General features: G+C 45.2%; 18 protein-coding genes. 12 read left to right on the top strand and 6 right to left on the bottom strand.

All coding sequences use genetic code 11. From position 1 onward, the window contains the following. Positions 1-33: 33 nt before the first annotated feature. Positions 34-2,835 (top strand): DEAD/DEAH box helicase, encoded by a 2,802-nt coding sequence (locus V7O66_RS03655; protein ID WP_406661621.1) that lies wholly within the window; start codon positions 34-36, stop codon positions 2,833-2,835. Positions 2,836-2,979: 144 nt separating this feature from the next. Beyond that, the gene (gene hypF, locus V7O66_RS03650) at positions 2,980-5,256 is read left to right on the top strand and encodes a carbamoyltransferase HypF (RefSeq protein ID WP_406661620.1); all 2,277 of its coding nucleotides are present in this window, start codon (positions 2,980-2,982) and stop codon (positions 5,254-5,256) included. A gap of 7 nt (positions 5,257-5,263) precedes the next feature. Here hypF and V7O66_RS03645 read toward each other — a convergent pair whose 3' ends face one another. Beyond that, a complete protein-coding gene (locus V7O66_RS03645) occupies positions 5,264-6,004 on the bottom strand; it encodes a twin-arginine translocase subunit TatC (protein ID WP_406661619.1) in 741 nt (246 codons plus the stop codon). Positions 6,005-6,072: 68 nt separating this feature from the next. Between V7O66_RS03645 and tatC the strand changes: the two genes are divergently transcribed. From tatC to tatA, 3 genes are read left to right on the top strand one after another with little or no spacing between them, the layout of a single operon-like run. Further along, the gene (tatC, locus tag V7O66_RS03640) at positions 6,073-6,822 is read left to right on the top strand and encodes a twin-arginine translocase subunit TatC (protein WP_406661618.1); all 750 of its coding nucleotides are present in this window, start codon (positions 6,073-6,075) and stop codon (positions 6,820-6,822) included. 53 nt (positions 6,823-6,875) lie between these two features. Beyond that, complete coding sequence (locus V7O66_RS03635; RefSeq protein ID WP_406661617.1) at positions 6,876-7,169, top strand: twin-arginine translocase TatA/TatE family subunit; 294 nt, start codon at positions 6,876-6,878, stop codon at positions 7,167-7,169. 32 nt (positions 7,170-7,201) lie between these two features. Further along, positions 7,202-7,504, top strand: a complete 303-nt coding sequence (gene tatA / locus V7O66_RS03630) for a twin-arginine translocase TatA/TatE family subunit (RefSeq protein ID WP_406661616.1) — start codon at positions 7,202-7,204, stop codon at positions 7,502-7,504. Here tatA and hypE read toward each other — a convergent pair whose 3' ends face one another. The 5 genes from hypE to V7O66_RS03605 are packed head-to-tail and all read right to left on the bottom strand — an operon-like array spanning position 7,505 to position 10,927. Next, positions 7,505-8,557 (bottom strand): hydrogenase expression/formation protein HypE, encoded by a 1,053-nt coding sequence (gene hypE / locus V7O66_RS03625; RefSeq protein WP_406661615.1) that lies wholly within the window; start codon positions 8,555-8,557, stop codon positions 7,505-7,507. A gap of 5 nt (positions 8,558-8,562) precedes the next feature. Then, positions 8,563-9,225 carry a hydrogenase nickel incorporation protein HypB gene (gene hypB, locus V7O66_RS03620; protein WP_406661614.1) on the bottom strand — a complete coding sequence of 221 codons (663 nt, stop codon included), beginning with the start codon at positions 9,223-9,225 and terminating at the stop codon, positions 8,563-8,565. 25 nt (positions 9,226-9,250) lie between these two features. Continuing rightward, positions 9,251-9,634 (bottom strand): hydrogenase/urease maturation nickel metallochaperone HypA, encoded by a 384-nt coding sequence (locus V7O66_RS03615; protein WP_406661613.1) that lies wholly within the window; start codon positions 9,632-9,634, stop codon positions 9,251-9,253. 2 nt (positions 9,635-9,636) lie between these two features. Next, complete coding sequence (gene hypD / locus V7O66_RS03610; RefSeq protein ID WP_406661611.1) at positions 9,637-10,695, bottom strand: hydrogenase formation protein HypD; 1,059 nt, start codon at positions 10,693-10,695, stop codon at positions 9,637-9,639. Continuing rightward, a complete protein-coding gene (locus tag V7O66_RS03605) occupies positions 10,679-10,927 on the bottom strand; it encodes a HypC/HybG/HupF family hydrogenase formation chaperone (RefSeq protein WP_406661610.1) in 249 nt (82 codons plus the stop codon). The genes hypD and V7O66_RS03605 overlap by 17 nt, the downstream gene beginning before the upstream one ends. A 338-nt stretch (positions 10,928-11,265) precedes the next feature. Between V7O66_RS03605 and V7O66_RS03600 the strand changes: the two genes are divergently transcribed. The 7 genes from V7O66_RS03600 (at position 11,266) to V7O66_RS03570 (ending at position 19,059) form a co-directional block, all read left to right on the top strand. Beyond that, complete coding sequence (locus V7O66_RS03600) at positions 11,266-12,426, top strand: hydrogenase small subunit (RefSeq protein WP_406661609.1); 1,161 nt, start codon at positions 11,266-11,268, stop codon at positions 12,424-12,426. Then, positions 12,423-14,213, top strand: a complete 1,791-nt coding sequence (locus V7O66_RS03595; RefSeq protein ID WP_406661608.1) for a nickel-dependent hydrogenase large subunit — start codon at positions 12,423-12,425, stop codon at positions 14,211-14,213. Before V7O66_RS03600 ends, V7O66_RS03595 begins: the two co-directional genes overlap by 4 nt. A gap of 16 nt (positions 14,214-14,229) precedes the next feature. Continuing rightward, a complete protein-coding gene (locus V7O66_RS03590) occupies positions 14,230-15,093 on the top strand; it encodes a cytochrome B (protein ID WP_406661607.1) in 864 nt (287 codons plus the stop codon). Further along, positions 15,068-15,619, top strand: a complete 552-nt coding sequence (locus V7O66_RS03585) for a hydrogenase maturation protease (protein WP_406661606.1) — start codon at positions 15,068-15,070, stop codon at positions 15,617-15,619. The genes V7O66_RS03590 and V7O66_RS03585 overlap by 26 nt, the downstream gene beginning before the upstream one ends. 208 nt (positions 15,620-15,827) lie before the next feature. After that, positions 15,828-15,986 carry a hypothetical protein gene (locus tag V7O66_RS03580; protein ID WP_406661605.1) on the top strand — a complete coding sequence of 53 codons (159 nt, stop codon included), beginning with the start codon at positions 15,828-15,830 and terminating at the stop codon, positions 15,984-15,986. Between the two features lie 128 nt (positions 15,987-16,114). After that, a complete protein-coding gene (locus V7O66_RS03575) occupies positions 16,115-17,266 on the top strand; it encodes a hydrogenase small subunit (RefSeq protein ID WP_406661604.1) in 1,152 nt (383 codons plus the stop codon). Next, the gene (locus tag V7O66_RS03570; protein WP_406661603.1) at positions 17,266-19,059 is read left to right on the top strand and encodes a nickel-dependent hydrogenase large subunit; all 1,794 of its coding nucleotides are present in this window, start codon (positions 17,266-17,268) and stop codon (positions 19,057-19,059) included. Before V7O66_RS03575 ends, V7O66_RS03570 begins: the two co-directional genes overlap by 1 nt. Positions 19,060-19,071 lie beyond the last annotated feature (12 nt).

Genomic DNA, 19,071 nt, shown 5'->3' with positions numbered 1-19,071 from the left:
ATTAAGCCATTAATCAAACGAGGCTATTTAAAAATGGACGTTTCCGGACTTATCAGGACAATAAAATCAGCAAGAGGCTATGAGGGGCAGGTAGTACATATTGAGGACATAGCTCCAAAAGAGCCTGAATATGGTCCTATGGAAATGAATCCATTGATCAGACATGCTCTTGGGAAGATGGGTATTGAAGAGCTTTACTCACATCAAGCGGAAGCTGTTGAGAAAGCGAGGAAAGGAGAGGATATTGTACTCTCCACCAGCACTGCCAGCGGAAAGACCATGTGCTATATGCTGCCCATCTTTGAGAAGATGCTGGAAGATCCCTTTGCAACTGCACTCTATATCTCACCGCTGAATGCTCTTGTCAATGACCAGTTGCAGACCTTTTTAGATTTCAGTGAGCACATGTTCCTGAAGGTGAAGATAGACAGGTTCACAGGCTCCATGAGCAAGGCAGAAAAGGACGCTGTCAAATACGGAAATACCAGAGTGATATTCACAAATCCTGAAATGCTGCACTTGAGCTTTTTGCAGTGGAAGCAACAGTGGAAGCCTTTTCTTTCAAATCTCAAGATCATAGTACTGGATGAGAGTCACAGTTATAGTGGTGTCATGGGCAGCCACATGGCAAACCTGCTGCGGCGGCTGAATCGCATATGTGAGTACTACGGTGCGAAACCACAGTACATCTGCTGCACCGCAACCATAGGCAATCCAGTGGAACACACCTCTGCCCTCATTGGCCGTGATGTGAATCTGATAGATAACGACAGTTCGGGTCAGGGTGCACAAAAATTCCTGTTCTGGAACCCTCCACTTTACGTCAATAAAAGGAACTTCACTCTGCGCAGATCAAGTTTCGGAGAAACTGTTAACCTGTTCAGCACATTTGTACAAAGAAATTTTCAGACCATCGTCTTTGCACGCTCCCGCCAGAAAGTGGAAAGGATGTACGTCCAGGCACAGGAAATACTTGCAAACCGGGGAGTTGACAGGCAGATTAGCCCTTACAGGGGCGGATATCAAAGCAGCGAGCGTGAGAGCATAGAAAAGGGACTTTCAAATGGGGATATCAACGGTGTGATATCTACCAATGCTCTGGAGCTGGGTATCGACATAGGAGGACTGGACGCCTGTATACTGGACGGCTTCCCGGGCACCATAATGAGCGCAAGACAGCAGGCAGGCAGAGCCGGACGTGGAACTCAGGAGAGTATCGTGGTCCTTGTTGCAGACTCAAATGCTCTTGACCAGTATTACATGCGCAATCCTGAGGATTTCTTCAGGGGGAAGTGCGAGGAAGCTGTCATTAATGTATCAAATCGCTACATACAGGCAGGGCATCTGCTCTGCGCTGCAAGGGAAATTCCCCTGAAAACTGAGGATGAGAAATATTTTGGCAGCGAGTACCATGCTATCGTGGAAGTTCTTGAAGAGGAAGGCTTGTTGGAAGGGCTTTTAGAGAAACGGTCACTCGACAACAGGGCGCACATGCAGGTGTCCATCAGGAATATCGAGAACGATTCCTATATCATAATCGACAAACACACCCGTAAACCTCTGGAAAAGGACATTGGCAGACTTCGTGCCTACAGGGAAGGATTCGAAGGTGCAGTCTACATCAATAAGGGCACTCCTTACTGTGTTACAAAACTGGACCATACTAAAAAAGAGATACATGTGGAGATAGCCAGGGACGGCTACTACACAAAGTCACTGGTATCTTCTGATATTGTGATCCGTGATACTGTTGATACAAAAGTACTAACCACATGTCACGATGTGAAAGTAGGCTTTGGTGATGTGGATGTTAACCAACAGGTCACAGGCTACAAAAAGATACAACAGCGTAGCGATGCTGACCTGGGACAGCAGTCTCTTGACATGCCGGAGTTTTCACTGGAAACCGAAGCTCTCTGGCTGGAACTACCCTCCAACCTCTATGAGCTGGTGGATTCACATGAGCGGGACTTCGCAGGTGGGATCCATGCCATAGAACATGCTATGATAGCCATGTATCCCCTGCACCTGCTAGCTGACCGTAACGATGTGGGTGGAGTTTCCACACCCGAGCATGATGACCTCAAAGGTAAGAGCGGCATATTCATCTATGATGGTCATCCTGGCGGTGTGGGTTATGCAGAAAGTGGTTATGAAAAGATAGTCGAGATGCTCGAGGTCACACTTCGTTCAATAAGCAGTTGCTCATGTGTGGAAGGCTGTCCTTCTTGTATCCAATCCCCTAAATGCGGGAATAACAATAATCCCCTGGACAAGGACGCTGCTATTATGATCCTGCACAGGATTCTTGGAAAAGAGGATTATATCCCACAAAAGAGAATACCTGTAAAGAAAAAGAAGCCTGAAGTACAGAGTTACAGACCCGAGGGTGAAAGCACTACAAGGAAGGAGAAAGGATTTGACCCGACAGCTGCCCTTAGCAGAGCCCGGAGAAAACTGAGACAAAGGGACAGGAAGACCGGAGCAGAATGGGTGCAGGAAGGCATAAGACTTGGAAAAGAAGAAAAGGACCATGAGAAAGCCTTTGAATGTTTCGAAGCCGCCCTGCAAATAAATCCAAATAACGCCACAGCACTGTTGAACAAGGGAATAAACTGCATGTATCTGGGACAGAACAAAATGGCATTATTCTGCTTCAACAAACTCATAAAGATGGGTTACAGGCAAAGTATTGTCTGGAAGCAGAAGGGACTCGCTATGTCTCGACTCGGTGATCATAAGGGTGCTATCGCTTCTTTTGATGAAGCATTGAAGCTCAAACCTGATGATGTGAAGGTGAAGGAAATGAGAGATAAGGCAGAAAGTCTCATCTGAGACCAATATCCTATCTTGAAAATATCCTTACCTGACAATCAAAATTAAAAGACTAACTTTTAATAATCTCAGAGATAAAAACTATCTATTATCTGGCTCATAATTTCTTTTGATAAGTTATCAGCCACGGAGATTGAAGAAGCAATGCCACAGACCTGCAAGAAAATAATGGTAGAGGGAATCGTACAGGGTGTGGGATTCCGGCCTTTTGTCTACCGTATGGCAAAAAAGCATGAGCTTCACGGATATGTGAAAAATGCAGGTGGACGCGTTGAAATTATTGTTCAGGGCAGCAAGCGACAGATAGACAACTTCCTGCACGACCTGCAGTTTGAAAATCCAGCCCAGAGCCAGATAGACAAACTTGAGTGCAAAGAAGCAGATCTTTGCCATTATACTGATTTTTCAATAGTCAAAAGTAATACCGCCAACACCCCGAATTCTATTTTGGTCCCTGACATCGGTATCTGTAAGAACTGCCTGGCTGAACTTTCAGATCCTCAGGACCGTCGCTACGGCTATCCTTTCATTTCCTGCACAGAATGCGGTCCCAGATATACTCTGACAGAGTCACTCCCATATGACAGGCACAATACCTCCATGGCTCCCTTCCATCCTTGTACAATATGCGACTCGGAATATACAACGCCCTCTGACAGACGTTTCCATGCACAGACCGTCTGCTGCCAGAAATGTGGACCAAAAGTGAGTTTTGCAGACAACAGTGGCAGTATCTCTTCCCGCGGTAACAATGCCATCATAGAATGTGCAGGATCAATAGATGCAGGAAAAGTGATCGCTGTCAAAGGATATGGCGGCTTCCATCTGGTATGTGATGCTTTTCAGGAAAATGCGGTGGAGTTGCTAAGAAACAGAATTGGTAGGTCGCAACAACCATTCGCTGTTATGGCAAGGGATATTGAGACAGTGAGACAGCTTGTGAATATCAGTGCTGAAGAGGAAGAGATCCTCATGAGTAGCAAGCGTCCCATTGTGGTTCTGGATAAAAAGGAAGAACAGCACATTCTTAAAGGGCTGGCTCCCGGACTACACAACGTTGGTGTGATGTTAGCATATTCAGGTATTCATCAACTGCTCTTTCAACACACATCAAGTTCAGTATATGTGATGAGCTCGGCCAATATTCCAAGTCTTCCCATGGTGATAGACAACGACATTGCCATTCGTGAGCTCTCAGCGGTGGTGGATAATTATCTCCTGCATGACCTGAAGATAGAGAACCGCATAGACGATTCTGTCATCAGGTTCATTTCAGGAAAGCCTGTGTTCATTCGTCGCTCCCGTGGCTATGTGCCACAAGCCATAAAACTGCCCTTTGAAGTCAGACCCTGTGTTGGCGTTGGTGCAGAACTGAGTAACACCATAATGTTCGCATCAGGTGACAAGGCATACATATCTCCACACATAGGCAATACAGGTCATTTCGAGACCGCCATGTATCATGCCGATGTATTCAGAAATTTCTCAGATCTGACCTCTATAAAACCCGAGCGCTGGGGTTGTGACCTTCATCCGCAGTTCAATACCACCAGGTTTGCAATGGAAAATGGCGGAGATGCTGTTGTCCCTGTACAACACCACCATGCGCATGTGGTATCACTCATGGCAGACGCCGGACTTGATAGGAATTCAAGGATCATAGGCATAGCTCTTGACGGAGTGGGCTATGGCACTGACGGTACTGTATGGGGCGGTGGAATACTGGAATCCAGCTATACGGACTTCAGGAGGTGTGCCCACTTGAAGCCACAGCCAATGGCCGGCGGGGATGTTTGTTCATACTATCCCGAACGCATGGTGCTGGGAATGTTGAAGGATATGGTCGAAACCGATGAACTCATGAAGTTGCCCTTCGAGTTAAAACACGGCTTAAGGGAAGCAAGGACCGTACTGGGACAGCTGGATAAGAATATCAATGTAGTAATGTCCAGCAGTGCCGGAAGGGTACTGGACGCGGCATCTGCGCTTCTGGGGATATGCAGGTATCGCAGTTATCAGGGTGAGCCTGCCATGAAACTTGAATCGACTGCAAAGGCTGGAAAAGAAACTTCTCTTGAACTGCCCGTTATCATCAAGGATGATGTTTTCGATACCTCGATGCTCCTGTATGAACTCTATGTGCGTTTAGGTGAGTATCCGATTACGGAGCTGGCCCATGCATTTGAAGATGCTTTTGCGCAGGGAATTGCACAGCTTGCCCTGAGCACAGCAAAGCGAACAGGTATAGATATCATCGGATTGACAGGCGGTGTTGCATACAATGAGCATATCAACTCCGGAATACGTGATAAAGTTGAAGAAGCAGGATTTAAATTTATAACCCATAGCAGAATTCCATGCGGTGACGGTGGTATATCTCTTGGACAGGCACTTGTAGCCAGCCTTAAAGATGAAAAGTGAGAAGGAATTATTCTGCCTTGCTTTCCTTTTTCTTGCCACCTGCGAATCTGACTATGATAAGACTGAGTTCAAAGAAGAACAAGAGCGGGATTCCCACCATGAGCTGACTGATGACATCAGGTGGTGTTATCACAGCGCCTACAACAAGACAGAGCACATAGATGTGTTTGCGGTATTTTATAAGCGTACTGTACTGGACCACATTCAACCTTGTAAGGATCGTAAGTACCAGGGGAGTCTCAAAGACCAGACCGAATATGAGCGATGCCTGTACCGCAAAGGAGATGAAACTGAATATTGAGTACGTGGCTACAACACCGGATGCGGACGCATTCAGGAACAGGTAGTTTATGAAAAGTGGCAACATGATGAAATACGCATAGGATGCGCCTGCGAGAAATGCAATTATTGCCAGTATGAAAGAGACAAACACCCATTTTTTGTTTACCGTTATAGGTATCTTACTCTTTTTCAGGAGTGGTCTTACCGCAAAGAACAATACCATGGGCAACATGACAAAAATACCTATTATCACTGCGATCTTCATTTTAAGAAGCATCACTTCAAGAGGAGATACATAGACCAGTTTTGCACCTTCGGGCAACAGGTCTTCCTTGATAGTGGCTATAAGAGAGCCAGCGAGTTGAAATGCTGTCATGAAAGCAGCAAAGAACACTAGCATGAAAAGTAGGAGCTTCTTCCTCAGTGAGCTTGCTATTATACCGAGATCTTCCATATAAGATGCCAAATGATCACTTTCTCCTTATTTCAGCTACTACGTTTCTATTATATATATCCCGAACCTACTACGATATAATGGAAAATGATCCATTTGGGAATCCGGAACATATCAAAAATAAAGTTGGTGTTGATGGCGATTATATTGAGCCTGCCAAACTACACCTGAAAGAGTTGCGCAACCGCTTTATCCGGATCGTCTTTGCGATGTTCGTTTTCATCGCTGTTTTCTATCCATTCTCAGAATCCATTATTCAACATGCATGGAACATGTTCATAGGTGCGGGTATAGAAATGACCATATATTCCCCATTGGAATGGATGTTCACAAAAGTGAAGGTCTCATTCCTGCTTGCACTTGCCTGTGTATTTCCTTTGTTCTTCTATGAGATGTTCAGATTTGCAGCAAGGGGCATGTACCCTAACGAGAGAAGATTCATCAAAAGCACCCTTCCTGTATCTTTTGTGTTCTTCATTTTTGGAGTGACCATTGCTCTGGTATTCATAATGCCCTTGATGTTCGATTATATCATATTGTCTTCTGATACCATTGCAGACAACCAGATATCTGTCAAGCAGACCATTTCCGTAGCTATAACACTCATGGCAGGATTCGGGCTTGTGTTCCAGGTACCTGTATTGATGTATTTTGCCACAAGAATGGGGATCATCCAGAAGAAAACACTGCGAAAGATGCGTATTCTGGTCTATGCTTCACTTCTGACCTTTGCACTTTTCCTGTCCCCTGACCCCACGTTCATAGCACAGCTTGTTAGTGCAGCTCTCCTCATAGTGTTATTTGAGATTGGATTGTTGATATCCAGATGAACACTAAACCATAAGTCTATATTCAAGAAGGAAATACATACACCGTTGATAAAATGATCGGCTCCCTTGAAATTATTATAGTGTTGATCGCTGCATTGTTTATTTTTGGTCCGGACAAGGTTCCGGAACTTGCACGAGCTGCCGGTAAGGCATTTGGCGATTTTAAAAAAGCACAGATATCTGCAGAGCTGGGAGTATCTGATCTTGATATGTATCCACAGGCCAATAGCCAGAAAGATACTGACTGCAAAATAAAGGAAATTGCAGAAGCATCAGGTATTGATGTCCACGGCAAGAGTACTGATGAACTTCTCGTTCTTATAGAAGAGAACGTGAAGACAAATTAAATGAAAAACAAAAATTCAGAGGATGAACAAATATGATAGGAGGATTAGGACCTAGCGAACTTTTGATCATATTCGCAGGGTTATTATTGCTCTTTGGCGCAAGCAAGCTGCCTGAACTGGCACGCTCCATGGGAACTTCCATGGGTGAATTCAAGAAGGCACAGAAAGAATCAGAACTCTCATTGAAAGAGTTTGAGAATTCCATTAAGAACACAGATTCTGAGAGTGAAAAAACATCCAAAATAAAACAAACCGCTTTGAACCTTGGTATCGATATCAAGGACAAGAGCGAGGATGAGATCCTTGAAGAAATAAACAGTATGCTGAAAAAGTGATCAGCATACTCTTGGTATCGGGTCACCTACTGGCATGCCTAACTGACGCAGGCTTCCAATGGGTGTCCTGAGCAATACCTTTCCTTGTTGTTCTAAGACCGCCTCTCCAACTATGGCTGCATTTTTGCCATATTTATGAGAGTGGAGCATGTCAAGAACATCCTGAGCATATTCCTTACGAACACCGATCACAGCTTTTCCTTCATTCGCTATCTCCAGCGGGTTCAGTCCCAGCATTTCACATGCTGTTCCTACTGTCTCGTTTATGGGAATCGCATCCTCTTCAAGGATTATGCCAACATCACTTTTCTGAGCTATCTCATTGATACAGGAAGCCAGACCTCCACGGGTTGGGTCCTTCATTGAAGTGATAGGACTCTTTCCATCAGCTGTCCTCAGGCTCAGCGGTTCCTTCAAAAGATCATTGAGAGGCGAAACATCGGACACCAGTTCGGTTTCAAAATCGAAGCCTTCCCTGTGGGATAACAGGGCTATACCATGGTCACCCAGATTTCCTGTAACTATGATAGCATCCCCGGGAGACAGGCCACTATCCCGTATCGCAGGTGAAGCAACGCCTATCCCAGTTGTATTGATAATCATAGAATCCAGTTTGTTTCCCTGTATGGTCTTGGTGTCTCCTGTGATTATAGGAACTCCTGCTTCTTCTGTTGCAAGGTTCATGGACTTTATGATCTGCTCGAAAGCAGAGATATCGAATCCCTCCCTCACAATGATGGCACAGGTCAATGCAAGTGGCCTGGCACCCATAACAGTAAGGTCATTCACGGTGCCACAGACAGATAACCTTCCTATATCCCCTCCCGGAAAGAAGAGAGGGTCTACCACATGGCTGTCAGTTGTCATGACAATTTCAGAACTATCATCCATATCCCCGGGTAAGCTGATGGTAGCACCGTCATCAAGGTCGTCAAGTCCAATGGACCCTGCGGAACGGTTTGATATGTTGTTAACAATCATATCACCTATCAATTCCTGCATGAAACGACCGCCAGCACCGTGTTCCATGGTTATCTTATTGTGGTTGCTCATGGTGCTCATCTCTGATTCAGTTCTTCGGCAAAGGATGAGATTGTCGAGAACCACTGTTCCATGCTCACAGAGTCATGTATTGAAGTTGTTAATACAGGGATATCCGGGTTAAGCTCTCTGACGTCGTGTTCCATTTTTTCAGTGCTTGCAAAAACAGCCTCTGCGATATCCACCTTATGGATTATCGCAACATCTGCTGTCTTGAATATCATGGGATGCTTGAGAACTATGTCATCACCCTCTGTGACACTCACGACCACAACACGCAGATGTTCCCCAAGCTTGTAGTCAGCGGGACAGATGAGATTTCCTACATTTTCTATAAGGAGGATATCGACTTCTTTCAGGTCTATGGACTTCAGGGCCTTTTCCACAAGTTTTGCGTCCAGGTGACATTCACGTCCGGTGTTAACAGGAATTGTTGTGACTCCCAGCTTTGCGATTCTTCCGGCATCCATATCAGCTATCACATCACCGGCAATGACTGCTATGCGATATCTCCCTCCAAGTGCTTTTATCGCTTTCTCTATGAGAGTCGTTTTTCCCGATCCAATGGCACCCATCATATTGATGGCGAGAATGCCATGCTTCTCCAGAAGTTTGTTATTTTTCTCTGCGAGTTTGGTGTTAGCTTTCAGAACGTCATGGCCTACATTGATCACGTGCATTAACATGCTATATCATTCTCCTGTATTATTGTTCAATATCGATACTCTGGATGATGATTTCCATACCGCCTGATGCATGCAGTATCTTCCCGCAAGCCGGACAGGGCACTTCCAGAAAAGCCCTGATATCATCCGTGGAGATATCCCCGGTTGTGTAGAAATGCTCCCCATTTTCAGAAAAACCACATTCACATTCCATATCCGGGTAGATATCCTGAATTATGATCCTGGCACCTCGGGCAATTGTATCCTCGACCAGTGTTTCCATGCAGAATAATATCTGCTCAGGATTTACATGGGTCAGTTTTCCCACACCAAGGGTAATTTCCTTTACCTCTTTAGCATTGTTCAGCTCTGCAGTGGAAATGACGTTTTCAATAATATCACATGCAAGCGAATACTCATGCATTCTCAGACACTCCTGTACTGATACCAGTTATAGCACATGCCTTCCTGGCTGACCATACAGGAACCAACAGGTGTTGCAGGAGTGCATCTTTTCGCGAAAAGTGGACAATCATCAGGTTTTTCCCTGCCTTTCAATATATTTGCGCATTTACACAGTGACTCAGTTGCACTCTCATAAGATACTTCCGGCAGGCATCTCTCGATGACATCCTCATAAATTAATGCAGCATCATGATCCTCAAACTCTTTTTTGATGGTAAGTCCGGAGTTCTTTATCAGCCCGAGTCCACGCCACTGGGCATCGCCGATATCGAAGACCTGTTGCATCATTTCCTGTGCTCTAAGATTGCCTTCATCCCTCACGGCTCTAGGATATGCGTTTTCAACTATTGCTTTGCCGGAGCTCATTTGCTCAAATATCATGAGAATGGAAATGAGCACATCCTTTGCTCCAAAACCTGCTACCACAACCGGGAAACCCATGTCTGCGAAAGGCTGGAAGGGGTGGATACCAATAATGGTACACACATGACCAGGAGCAATGAAAGCATCCACGTTGATCTCATCCACCAGTTCCATGAGTGCCGGGGGAGTTAGCTTGTGGGATGCGAGCACACTGAAGTTATCAGGTAAATTGCGCAAAATAGCAGCAGCATTTGTGGGTGCCGTGGTCTCGAAACCGATGGCAAAGAACACTACTTTTTTTTCAGGGTTCTTTTCTGCGATAGCGATGGCATCATCAATGCTGTAAACCATCCTCACGTCAGCTCCCTGGGAGCGTGCATCAAGAAGATTCTCATTACTCCCAGGCACTCGCATCATGTCTCCAAAGGAAGTTAGGATAACACCTGATCTTGCCAGTGCTATTGCACGGTCTATTTCTATTTCAGGTGTCACACATACAGGGCAACCGGGTCCGCTGAGAACCTCTATTTCCGGAGGGAGCACGCTTCTCATTCCAAACTTTGAAATGGTCCTCTCATGGGTTCCACATACATGCATAATGCGAACAGGGCGTGACAGCTCGTGTATCTTTGCCAGAAGTTCAGACTCCGTAGCCATCTTCTTCCCCTTCCATGAGTTGTTCTATAAGTTTCATTGTCTCCTTTCCCTCTTCTTCAGAGATCAAAGATATCGCGTAACCCACATGTACAAGAACATACTGCCCGAGGAGTGAATCGTCACAACTTCCAAGGAGGTCTAGTTTCACCTTCTTATTAACTCCTCCGAAATCGACGAGAGCCGTATATTCATCCAACAATGAGGTTACTTTACCGGGGATTGCAATACACATAAAAATTCAATTGTGCAATTGATATTTAAACATAATTAATTAAAAAAAAGCGAAAGTTTGAAAGTATGAGAAATTATTAGGAAATATTAAAAAACAGTGAAAAGGCTTATGTACTTGTTTTTGTATGCAATGAATAATCATGATAATCAAAAACCATGATTAATGCTAACTATTGGCACATTATTAGGCATGCCATAAAATACTCCGATACATATAAATAATGTGAGTAGGAGATAACTTCCTTTCACCAAATACGACATTATAAATCATTAACAATTTAAGGAAGTTAAGATTAACAGTCAAATCATACCACAACTGCAAATTAATCCATCATAGGAGTGGTTACATTGGAAAAAACAGAAAAAACAGATCTTTTCAGCATGAATCGACGATCGTTCCTCAAGGTAGTAGGTGCCATAGGTGCATCGGCATTCCTTGGTTTACATCGTTCAGAAATTACAAAAGCTCTTGAGCTATCAAAGACTAAAGTCATATGGCTGCACGGTGCTGAATGCACCGGCTGCTCTGCATCCCTGCTGGATGGTGGAAACCCTAATGTTTTTCAGGCAATACAAAAACTCAGTGTTGACCTGGCTTTCCACGAAACACTTCTTGCACAACAGGGAATCTTCGTTGACGGAAGGCCTGCAGCCACTTCTGAATTGAATACTGAGATCCTGCTTGATGAAGCTATAGAAGAAGGAAATTACATACTTGTTATCGAAGGTTCTATCGCAAACGGACCTGAAGGCTCCGGTAAGTACTGCATGATAGGTGAGCGTACCTTCAAGGATATATTCGAAAAAGCCGCAAGCCATGCTTCTATGATAATGGCTGTTGGAATGTGTGCAGCTTACGGTGGTGTCAATTCAGCTGACAGTGACCTGAAGGACCTTACTGATTTTAGAGGTGTGGCATTCCTCAACGAGAACCCTTCCAGAGGTATGCTGGATGAACTTGGCATTGATAAACCGGTAATAAATATCGCAGGATGCCCGGCTCATCCTGACTGGATCATGCTGACACTCGCAGCCGTGATACTCGGAAAAATAAATGTTAATGACCTTGATTCTGTACTGGACAGATACAAGCGTCCTCTTGTGTTCTTCCCGGCTAGCAGCTCAATGCACGATAACTGTCCCCGCAGAGGATATTATGACAGAGGCATACTTGACGAGGATTTCTCAGGTGAAGGATGTCTTCTGAAAGTTGGCTGCAAAGGCCCTTACACACGTTCAGATTGTGGTCTTCGCAGATGGAACAATTCCATCAGTATGTGCACCCAGGCAGGATCTTCCTGTATCTCGTGTTGTGAACCGGGATTCCCGGATGTCGCATCCCCATTCTATGAAATGATCGAAGATAAGCCTCTGATAAACGGCATGAACGTAGGAACAATGTCAGCAATAGGAGTAGGAGCAGCTTCCGTTGGTGTGGTTGCCCACGCTGCACGCAGGATAATTTTCAACAAGGATGAAAAACAGGAGGATGAAGAATGACCCGCGTTGTCGTAGACCCATTAACACGTATCGAAGGACATCTGCGCATAGTCACAGAGGTAGACGGAAATGGTGTCATCACGGATGCACAGAGTTCAGGTATGCTCTTTAGAGGAATGGAGCGCATACTCTTAGGTCGTGATCCAAGGGACGCAGCTCGTTTCACCCAGAGGATATGCGGAATCTGCCCAACTGCCCAGTCACTGGCAGCAGTAAATGCCCTTGATGACCTCTTCGATGTAGCAGACCAGATCCCGAAGAATGCACTTGTTACAAGGAATATCATTCAGGGACTTAACACAATGGCAAGTCATGCAACACACATCTACGTGTTATGGGGACCTGACCTTGTGAACCCTGTCTACAGGAACATTCTGGAAACTATTGGAGATACAGGTAGCGCATTGTGGAAAGAACTTCTCTACCGCTATGCACCGATCAGTTACAAGATAAATGGTGAAGCAATAGCTCCTGGTAAAGCCTATATAAACGCCATCAAGGAAAAGAAAAGACTCGAAGAGGCAATTGCCCTGATAGGCGGAAAGATGCCTCACCAGATGGCTACTATAGTAGGCGGCACAACCTACAATCCAACTGTTGCAGATATAGGAAAACTCGCAGGATATTACTATCAGTTAATGGACTTCATAAACGGTTCAACTCTTGGAATCGACCATAAAACATGGCTTGACAACACCTACAGGGCTTCATCCCCACAGAGTGCTGTAAAGTTCCTGCTGGAACACCTGCAGGATGTGGTGGACAGATCACTTGCATCCAATGATTTTTCCCATTCTGCCGGATGGGGTGATGTTGAACTGATAACAGCATTCGGTTCAGAGCTTATAGGTGAGAAGAAGTTAGGTCTGCCTGCAAGTTTCAAGCTTGACAGGACCGGCGGCTATGATACAAGCTCAAATGTAGGATTTTTGACCTACGGTGTCTTCTATGATGTGGAAAATGGTGACGGATATGACCCATTGAACTTTGGTCAGAGCGGTTTCCAGAAAGCTGCCTTTATCAACAGCTCACTGGAAAAGAAGAAGTTCGACCACAAATACATCACAGAGGAGACAACTCATGCATTCTATACAAGTAAAGGAGACCTGCATCCATTCGATGGTGTCACGGACCCTGTGAAAACCGCAAGGGAGATCGATTTCGAAGGAGATAACCAGAGCAAGTATAGCTGGATAAAAGCACCACGTTACAACGGTGTTCCATGCGAAGTTGGCCCTATTGCCCGTATGATCGCAATGGACGAGCCTTTGACCATGGGTCTGATCAAGGAGTTCACAGATAACGGCTATTCCGCTGCCAACTCGTTCACAAGGATGATCGCAAAGGTACAGGAACTTCTCATGCTCTCAGAGCAGTTCTTCAAATGGGTGACAACAGACCTTGATCCAAATGGAAAGTATTACGTTGACGCAGACCTCAGCATGGCGAAGGATTCTCAGGGAATTGGTCTGTGGGAAGCTCCACGTGGTGCTCTTGGTCACTGGGTAAAAACTGATTCCGATTCAAAGATAACGAATTACCAGATGGTGGTACCGACCACATGGAACGCATCCCCAAGGGATGTAAATGGCGTACCCGGTCCTCTGGAACAGGCTCTTATCGGCACAAAGATATCTGCCGCAGAGAACCTCCTCGGTGTCGACAATACCAACCCTACCGGCATATTGCATACAGGAAGATCCTTTGACCCATGTCTCGCCTGTGCGGTTCACACCATTGACCTTACAGGAGAGAACAAAAATCCTCGTATCTTTAACATAGTGTGAAGCTGGTGGAATGCACATGGAAGAAAAAGATAAGAGAGAATGTCCGAAGCTGATAAGCAGAAAAGCCATAGAGATTAACGGCGAAAGGCATATAGAGAGATATTCACTCCCTGAGAGGCTGGCGCATTTTGCCCACCTCACTGCTTTATTTATTCTGCTGGTAACAGGCTTTAAGATATACATGGGTTGGGACTTCATGACCTACCACTCTGCCCTGTATATTCACATGATGTTCGCCATAGTGTTCATGGTTGCCAACTGGATAGTTATTCCCTACAACATTGTAACAACCGAATGTCCGCATTGTGAGATATGTGAGGCAGGTGGAATTCGTGGCTACCTCCACAGAGCATCACACATACTGAGAAGATACATATTCGGACCAGTTGATGCAAAAAGGATCAAGCAGATCATGCTCAATTACCTGGGCAAAGCGCCATATCCGGCTTATACTGTATATGATGTCAAGAACAGAGGTTATATCGATAAATTGCACCCGGTTACAAAATTCCTGCTCTTCTTCGAAGGAATAGGAGTGGCACTTGTGTTCATCAGTGGTATTCCCCTTTATCACCAGCAATGGGCTCTGTTAGGATTGCCGATAGCTGAATGGATACTTATGATCGGTGACATTGTAGGACCTTACTTCAACCTGGGTACACTGGCATTTATGAGGACCGTGCATCTGCTGATGGCTTATTTCTTCATCATAGAAGTAACCATACATGTAGGTATCATAGAACTTGACCCGAAGATATGGAAATACCACAAGGCTATCTTCTGGACAGGAAAAGGTGACCTTTGCGACCTGAACTATGTTGATCTGGTCAATGTTGAAAAGGACAAAGTCCTACATGTTGAAAAAGAAATTGCGGAGTGATCCTACGATACGAATACTGGGATGTGGAAACCCACTGATAGGTGATGACGGTATCGGCATCCATGTTATTGAGAGATTGAAGGAGATGCACGATAAACTGCCGGATGATGTTGAGCTGGTAGATGCCGGTGTCTGCGGACTCGATATGCTCAACCTGCTGGAAGATGTCAGCAGGGTCATCATTGTTGACGCAATAAAAGGTGCCGGAGATGCCGGTTCCGTGCATCGTTTTTCAGCTGAGGACATTAAGGCGGCTTCGTCTGCAAATGCATTCTCTATGCATGATACAAGTCTTGCAGATGTACTCTGTATAAGCGAACATATCCAGAAGATGCCGGAGCAGATCACGGTCTTTGGTATAGAGATCGGCAAGGCAGATGAGATATCCCTCAGCCTGTCTGATAAAGTACAGGATTCTGTGGACGAGATCATCGAGTTGATCCTTGATGAAATAAGTATTATGAAGGCGTTTGAACTCTATGGTGGGGACTCATCTGATTGCCATCAAATGTTGCTACCTTCATAATTCTATTTTTTGCACTTTTTATAACTTTGTTCTTAATTCATTTTTGCTGTTTAGCAGCAACATCTTCGCAGGTCATATCCTTTATTCTATCCTTATTGGGAAATCGACAACAGATACTCAGTTTTTTATTCTGATTGGAAGATGGTGGATTCTCTAAGTGTAATTTGCATCACATGGAGTGGAAGTATGAGGGTGAGAAGTAGTTACTATGGATGCTCCTGTTCAAAAAAAAAGGGGTAAGGGGGTTTGGGGGAGAGGGGAAAAGGCATTTACTAAGGTGCTCCTGTTCAAAAAAAAAGGGGTGAGGGGGTTCGGGGGAGAGGGGAAAGGCTTATTGAAAGGATTTCAAGATTACTTTTATTGTTAAAACGAGGATTTCTACAGAGCCAAATGTTCAATTATTGATGTTGATAGATATTACAAAAGTGAAATATAAACAACCATATATGAGATACACACATCAATATATTATAGTGTGATAGGAGTCAGCATTTCATGGAAGAAATAGAGAATCTCGATTTTTTCAATATGGATCGTCGATCGTTCCTCAAGGTGGTAGGCGCTATCGGAGCATCGGCATTCCTGGGACTGCACCATTCAGATATATCAAGAGCTCTTGAACTATCGAAAACAAAGATCATATGGGTACATGGAGCTGAGTGTACTGGCTGTTCCGAATCCTTGCTTGATGCAGGAAATCCTGACATTGTTCAGGCAATACAAAAACTCAATGTGGATGTTGTTTACCACGAGACATTGCTCGCACAGCAGGGTATCTTTGTAGACGGTAAGCCTGCAGGTACATCCGAGATGAACTCGGAGATCCTGCTGGATGAAGCAATAGAGGAAGGCGATTACATACTTGTGGTGGAGGGTGCTGTTGCCAATGGACCGGATGGCACCGGCAAGTATTGCATGTACGGCGAGCGTACCTTTAAGGAAATATTCAAAAAAGCCGCAAGCAATGCAACTCTTATAATGGCAGTGGGGATGTGTGCCACATACGGCGGCATCAATTCAGCAGACAGCGATATAGCAGACCTCACAGACTTTCGGGGTGTGGCATTTCAGAAAGTGAATCCTTCAAAGGGGATGTTAACTGAACTTGGCATTGAAAAGCCAGTGATAAATATTGCAGGATGTCCTGCTCATCCGGACTGGATGCTCCTGACACTTGCTGCTGTGATACTGGGAAAGGTAGATGTCAATGACCTTGATCCTATTCTGGACAGATACAAACGTCCCCTCGTTTTCTTCCCACAGGGCAACACAATACATGATAATTGTCCTCGCAGGGGATACTATGACAGAGGCATATTCGATACTGAATTTTCAGGGGATGCATGCCTCTGGAAACTTGGATGTAAAGGGCCTTATACACATTCAGAATGCGCCCTTCGCAGATGGAACGGCTCGGTGAATATGTGTACTCAGGCAGGCTCTCCCTGTATTTCCTGCTGTGAGCCTGGATTTTTCGATAACGGAGCTCCTTTTTACGTAGAGGCTGAGGATAAGGCTATCCTGTCCGGGGTGAACATGGACACCGCAGCAAAGGTGGGAGTAGCGGCTGCTACCGTAGGTGTTGCTGCTCATGCTGCCCGAAGGATCTTTTTCAATAAGGATGATAAAAAGGAGGAGGAGAAATAATGACCCGAGTAGTTGTGGATCCATTGACACGTATCGAAGGACACATGCGCCTGTCCACAGAGGTAAATGAGAATGGTGTTATTACGGATGCACAGAGTTCAGGCATGCTTTTCAGGGGATTTGAGCGCATACTCTTAAACCGTGACCCACGGGATGCTGCACGTATCACACAAAGGGTATGTGGTGTCTGTCCAACCTCTCATGCAATGGCATCTGCAAATGCTCTGGACGACCTTTTCGGAATTGCTGATCAGGTCCCAAAGGATGCTCTTGTTACAAGGAATATAATCCAGTCGCTTAACATGATCGCCAGCCATGCAACACATGTCTATGTGCTGTGGCTACCGGATATTGTGAACCCTGCATACAGGGATGTTATGGCTACTATAGGCAATACAGGGAATGCGTTGTGGAAGGAGCTGCTATATCGTTTTGCTCCCATAAGCTACCGGATAGATGGTGTAGCCATACCTCCGGGAAAAGCTTACGTGAGTGCTATCAAGGAAAAGAAAAGGCTTCAGGAAGCCATAGCTCTCATTGCCGGGAAAATGCCCCACCAGATGTCATCCATATTGGGAGGAGTAACCTATAAACCAACGGTTGCTGATATCGGACAACTCGCTTCCTATTATTATCAGGTAATGGATTTTATTGATGGCTCCACCTTGGGCGTAGACCATGGTACATGGCTGGATAACACTTTCAGAGCATCATCCCCGCAGAGTGCGGTAAATTTCGTGGTGGAACACCTTCAGGAAATTACAGAAAGGTCTTTGATATCGAATGATTTCTCATATTCCGCTGGATGGGGTGATGTCGATCTGTTTGCAGCATTTGGTTCAGAGCTCATAGGTGAGAAACTCTTAGGTCTTCCTGCCAGTTTCAAATTTGACAGGACAGGAGCTTATAGTGATCCTTCAAAGATAGGATTCCTGACCTACGGTGTCTATTATGATGTGGAGCATGGGGATGGTTATGACCCACTTGAGTTAGGTAAGAGCGGATTCCAGAAAGCTGCTTTTGTTACCGGTTCCCTTGAACACAAAAAGTTCGACCACAGGAAAGTGACTGAAGAGATATCCCATTCTTTCTATGTCGGTGAAGGGGACCTTCATCCCTTCGATGGAGTAACGAACCCTGTGAGAAATGCTGATGAGATAGATTATCAGGGAGACAGTCAAAGCAGATACAGCTGGATAAAGGCACCACGTTACAAAGGTGTTCCATGCGAAGTTGGTCCTATTGCCCGCATGATAGCAATGGAAGAACCATTGACCATGGGTCTGATGAAAGCGTTTTCTGACAATGGTTATTCTGCTGTCAACACATTCACAAGGATGTTGGCAAGGGTGCAGGAAATGCTCATCCTTTCAGAACAACTGCTAAAATGGGTGACAACTGACCTTAACCCAAATGGAAGATTCAATATTCCAACAGACCTTAGCATGGCAAGGGATTCACAGGGTATTGGTCTCTGGGAGGCTCCCCGTGGTGCTCTGGGTCACTGGGTGAAGACAGGAACTGATTCAAAGATAACAAATTACCAGATGGTGGTGCCAACTACATGGAATGCATCCCCAAGGGACAGCAACGGAATACCAGGCCCCATCGAGCAGGCACTTATTGGGACAAAGGTTTCGGCAGTGGAGAATCTGCTTGGAATTGACAATTCAAATCCCACAGGTATACTCCACACTGCAAGGGCATATGATCCCTGTATTGCCTGCGCTGTGCATACCATTGATCTGACAGGAAAGGCTGGCAAAAATAAGCGTATCTTCGATATTGTTTAAGGGGTGAGCATC

The organism is Methanolobus sp. ZRKC3 (assembly GCF_045291275.1).
Lineage (GTDB): Archaea > Halobacteriota > Methanosarcinia > Methanosarcinales > Methanosarcinaceae > Methanolobus.
This window is presented reverse-complemented; position numbering and strand designations above follow the sequence as displayed.